We start from the raw sequence: 4,703 nt of genomic DNA, 5'->3' as shown, positions 1-4,703 counted from the left end.
AAGGTGAGTGTCCGAATTCTTGGCGGATCCGGCTACGTGTGTGGTGGCCTCGCTGACGCGGCGGGCATTGCGTGATCGGCTGGACGCCTCGCTTTGTTCCAAAGCATCGGCTGGGTGCCAGGTGATAACCTGGCCTACGTTGCTCGCTCTCAATCATAACCCGACGCGTGAGCGAGGGACCCGCAGGCTCGTTGCAATGGCACGCGATCCCTCGCTCACGCTCTTTGACGTTGCGCTTTATCCGTCAATGGCCAACGGCCTTTTTCAATATAGCCAGGGGCATCGCCCTGGAGCAGTAAAGCACGGCCCCATTTTGGCAAACGGCCAAATTCAATTCAAAACGTTGGGTTGACGAAGGCCGTTGGCCAACAATACCGATTGCAAAAGCGCAACTTCAAAACTCACGCTTCGGGTTAGGATTCAATCGACACTTCGTGACGCTTCGGGTTACCAGATATGATGGAGCTGGTTCGTTTCTCTCTGACGATTCGGTTGCCAAGAGACGCACCTTGCTATCGCTTCAACCTCCCGCCTCATTTTTCCCACCTGGAATCCACTGATGAAATTGCTCTTGCCGCTTTGTCTTTTGTTATTGACGGTCCCCTGTTTGGCGGAGGATGCTGTGTCAACGGACAAGTCGACTGCCCCGGCCCGAACACCGCTTTGGGATGGGCCTGCTCCGATCGGCAATGGCGACACGGAATCAGGCAATGCCTGGATCACGGTGCACCGACCGGAGGAAGCGAATGGCACGGCCATCGTGATTTGCCCTGGTGGCGGATACGGGAGGCTGGTTCTTGGCGGCGAAGGCCACAAGATCGCCTCTTGGTTGAATCAACATGGAATCACGGGCGTGGTGTTGGAGTATCGATTGCCTGGTGGTCGACATGCTGTGCCGCTCCTCGATGCTCAGCGGGCCATTCGTACAGTACGGGCCAATGCGAAGAAATGGCAGATCAGACCTGACCGGATCGGCATCATGGGGTTCTCGGCCGGTGGGCACCTTGCCTCCACCGCCGCAACCCATTTTGATGCAGGGGACCAAGCCGCGGACAACACGGTTGATCGTGTCAGTTCTCGTCCCGATTTTGCAATCCTGGTTTACCCAGTTGTTACGATGGGCGAGCACACACACGTCGGGTCGCGGAACAACCTGCTGGGCAAAGATCCTTCGCCGGATCTGGTGAACCTGTACTCCAATGAGCGGCAGGTCACCGGCAACACCCCGCCGATGTTCCTGGCCCACGCGATCGATGACACCCCGGTTCCGATCATCAACAGTCGTCAGTTGCATGCCGCGTTGCAGCGGCACAATGTTCCGACGCAATTGTTAGAACTGCCCTCCGGTGGCCACGGACTGAACGGTTACCAAGGTCCGATGTGGGATGCTTGGCAGGCCGCGTCGTTGGAATGGTTGACGGCGATGGATTGACGCAATCAGGTCGGCCATCATCGACCGGGAACAACCCGACGATCAATGCTTGCGACGGTGATGAACCGTGCGTGCAAAGACGAGCCAGCGAGCATCCGTTTTGACCAAGCCCTTCGTTTCGTGCCCACCGAATTTACAGGCGAGCTTCACGAAAATGTGATTGAACAAGCAAATCCGTTTCGGGCGTCACTGTTTCTCCACTTGGAAAGCTCCCCAGAGGGCGGGCGAAAGTTGGGCTTCGCTTGGCACATCGCTGGTGATCGCAGTGGCTTTGTTGGACCAGTAAACTCGCTGGGTCGTTTCGCGTCCGTTTCCACGAAGGACGCCTACATCGCCTCGATATGTCTGGCCCGCTTGCGGTTTCCAGTCGAGCAGGTGGAGCGGAATGCTGAATTCGAAGTGCCCGGCTGAGTTGGTGGCCAATTGCACCGAGTCGCTGACGTCTTGGACGACGTCCAGCGTGATCGTCCGCCACGGGCTGCTGAATTTTTCAGGCTCGGTCGTGCCGGGAACCACGGCGCGATACAGCATCGCTCGGGTTTGTCCATCGACCTGCGTCACCAGCAACCGCAGATCGCCTGCCATTGGTTCACGAGGACCTTTGGCATCGGGTTCCAGATCGGTTGCCAGCATCAGGTCCAAGCATCCGCCGGTCTTGAACAACGAGGTCGGGGACAGACCGCTATTGCGTAGCAGGTCCTTCTCGCTGGTGCGGAAAGCCCCGAATAATTTTCCGTTAGACAGGGTGACTGCTGCCACCGCGTTGTAGGGTTTTGAGTCGCTGTTGAAATTCGCTCGCTGGCCTCGCCGGTCAATGACGGCCCAGTCGGTGTCGCTGGCCCACTCGCTCAAGTCACCATCGACCGTGGGCGGCGTCGCACGAATCGAGACCTCCAGCGGTTTCAACAAGGAGTTCGCCTGTCGGGCTTGTTCGGCATCGTCAAACCACTGGCGTGCAGCCAGCAAATCGTCGGCGGTGACGCGAATGGTTTGAGCGGGGAAACGTCGGATGGATTCCAAACCATCGATTCGAACGATGCTGGATCGAGCCCCGTCGACCAAATAGACCTGTTTGTCGATCGTTTGTGTGATGCTGGGCCAGAAGTTTTCGTCATGCAGAGAAGTGTCGCTGACATCCATCCCGCGGATCGCTCGGGGCATCGACCATGTTGGACGCAGTCGAATGTCATGAAATAAAGTCGCGACGAACAAACCGTCGGCGGTGAACAAGTACATGTTTCCCATGTTGCCGTTGACGCAAAATAGGTCGCCACCCTGCCCTTCAGGATGAATGGTGTCGCCGAGCAAACGTGTGTGGCCGATCACCATGCCGGGACGATCGGGGACAGCGGCTTCGTGGCTGGCGTGCAATCCCGGCCACAAGCTCGGGTAGCTCCAGACGGCTTTTCCGTGAAGGGCACCACCAAGACCATGAGCCGAGAATGGTTCCGGTGCGTTCGTCAACATGGTCCAGCCGTTCGGTGCCTTGAGAGCTTGATCACCGCCGGAGGAGACTGCTCCGTGGGCACCATCGACCAACAACACCGGTGATTCGATCGCGTACGTCGGAACTTTGGTGGTTGAATCAATCCGAGCTGGGATTTGGACCGCTTGCTCGTCCAGTCGCGAAAACACGGCACTCAAATCGTTCTTGATCGTGACGCCACCGGAATCGCCGCGGCGCATCGTGATCTCGTTTGGCTGCATTCGCTCGTCCCCGTTGGCATCACTCCAGGCGAAGAGGGCTTGGTTTTGATGCGCGGGGCCATTCGGATTCAAACCCTTGGGCCAGCAGTCACGAAACTCAGCATTCCTCAGGAGACTCAGGCTTTGTGCGGCTCCGATTCCAGCGACCAGTTGCGCACGATCGGGATGATCGAGCCAAACGAACGCGATTCGATCACCGTTGGTTGGGTTGGTGGTGTAACAACTGGTGAAGTACCGGTCCGCTTCGTTGGTCTGGTTTCCACTGGCAAGATTCGGGTAGAGCGGGGTATCGGGCGAGTAGGAGGCGTAGTGCCCGCGTAGCCAATCTGCTGGACGATGGAAGACTCGCACGAGCTCATCGGTTCCGTCCTTCCAGTTCAAACGAAACTCGAGTCCTTTGTAGTAGAAGCGAGTTTTATCGACGGGGTCGAGCACTCCGCCGCCACCGTATTCACCGGGACCGTAAAACGCTTTGAACAGCGTCGCAGATCGTTGAGAATTCCAATGAGGATTCCAGACGCTGATGCGTTTGGGACGGAAATCGCTTTCTGCAACCCACACGCGGCCTTGGCTGTCGATCGCGATCCCGTTGGGAGTGTTGATGTGCAGCGGATCATATGGGCCAACGGTTGGCGGTCCGGGTTTGCCAATCGAACGGAGGAAATTTCCGTCCGCAGCGAAGGCCTTGATCTGATGCGAACTGCCACGATCGCTGATGTAGATCCGACCGGCAGCATCGATCGCGATGTGGCGTGGATCTTCGAGTGATTCAATGCCGATGTCTTCGAAATCGGATCGCGATGTCGGCGCGGAGACCTTCGCTCGGAGGACTCGCGTGTCGCTGAGGACGAGCAAGCGTCCTTGATTGTCAAAGGCCATCCCGCGAGGTTGATCGACAGGGATGTTGCCGGTTTGCTGGGAGGTGCGGACATCGATCAGTCGCAGTTCATTCTGCCGAGGGAAAGACAAGTACATGTGCCCGTCGTCTGTTGCGGTTCCTGCGAGCACAAACTTTCGATCGCCACCGTCGAAACCCTTTAGCGCTGTGGGCCGTTCGTTGTTGGGCAAGGAACTCGGACGCGGGTCGGCTCCGAGAGATTGCTTGTAGATTTCGCGATCGGCCAACGATTTTGTCTTGGCCGTGATGCGTAGTTCTCCTTCCCAAACCGAAGCGACATAGCACAGGTCGTCGTCGATCGCATGTTCGCCTGTGTCGACGGACAATGTTGGAGCGCCGGTCCAGTGGCCGCCGACGTGCCCTTGGCCTCCGACCTTTGTGCCGTCTTCGCGTACCCATTGCAATCCATGCCCACCTTCAGAGACATACGCGCCCGTGAACAGCAATGGTTTGCCATCCGCGGTCCGGTCACCAGGTACAAACGCGACACTCGTTGGTGGCGTGTGATTGGTCATCCAGCATCCAGTTCCATCATCAGTTTCCCAAGCTGGATTCCCGTCGCTGTAGACGCTCATTTCATAGATCAATTTCAACGGATCTCGCCATAGCCCACGAACGGTGTATGACCCAGGACCGACCAACCGCGTTGGAATCTGGTAGAGCCCG

3 protein-coding genes and 1 pseudogene are annotated in these 4,703 nt (G+C 57.6%); 1 reads left to right on the top strand and 3 read right to left on the bottom strand.

All coding sequences use genetic code 11. The features are described from left to right. Together ACF8AM_RS20525 and ACF8AM_RS20520 are read right to left on the bottom strand one after the other, a co-directional pair. Positions 1–102 (bottom strand): hypothetical protein (locus ACF8AM_RS20525; protein WP_392557440.1); only part of this gene is annotated, 102 nt, incomplete at its 3' end. A 4-nt stretch (positions 103–106) separates the two neighbouring features. Next, a pseudogene (locus ACF8AM_RS20520) lies at positions 107–157 on the bottom strand (hypothetical protein); the annotation flags it as partial. 402 nt (positions 158–559) lie between these two features. Between ACF8AM_RS20520 and ACF8AM_RS20515 the strand changes: the two are divergent. Beyond that, positions 560–1,432 (top strand): alpha/beta hydrolase, encoded by an 873-nt coding sequence (locus ACF8AM_RS20515; protein WP_392557439.1) that lies wholly within the window; start codon positions 560–562, stop codon positions 1,430–1,432. Positions 1,433–1,618: 186 nt separating this feature from the next. On the opposite strand, the gene ACF8AM_RS20510 is transcribed toward ACF8AM_RS20515, so the two are convergent. Further along, positions 1,619–4,703 (bottom strand): hypothetical protein (locus tag ACF8AM_RS20510; protein ID WP_392557438.1); only part of this gene is annotated, 3,085 nt, incomplete at its 5' end.

It is taken from the genome of Rhodopirellula sp. JB055 (genome assembly GCF_043100905.1).
In the GTDB taxonomy this organism is placed as follows: domain Bacteria; phylum Planctomycetota; class Planctomycetia; order Pirellulales; family Pirellulaceae; genus Rhodopirellula.
Note: the sequence above shows the minus strand (reverse complement) of the source record. Positions and strands in the feature narration are given on the sequence as shown.

Excerpts from the sequence above, each read along its gene's own strand:
- ACF8AM_RS20515 (WP_392557439.1), top strand. The coding sequence starts at position 560 with ATGAAATTGCTCTTGCCGCTTTGTCTTTTGTTATTGACGGTCCCCTGT.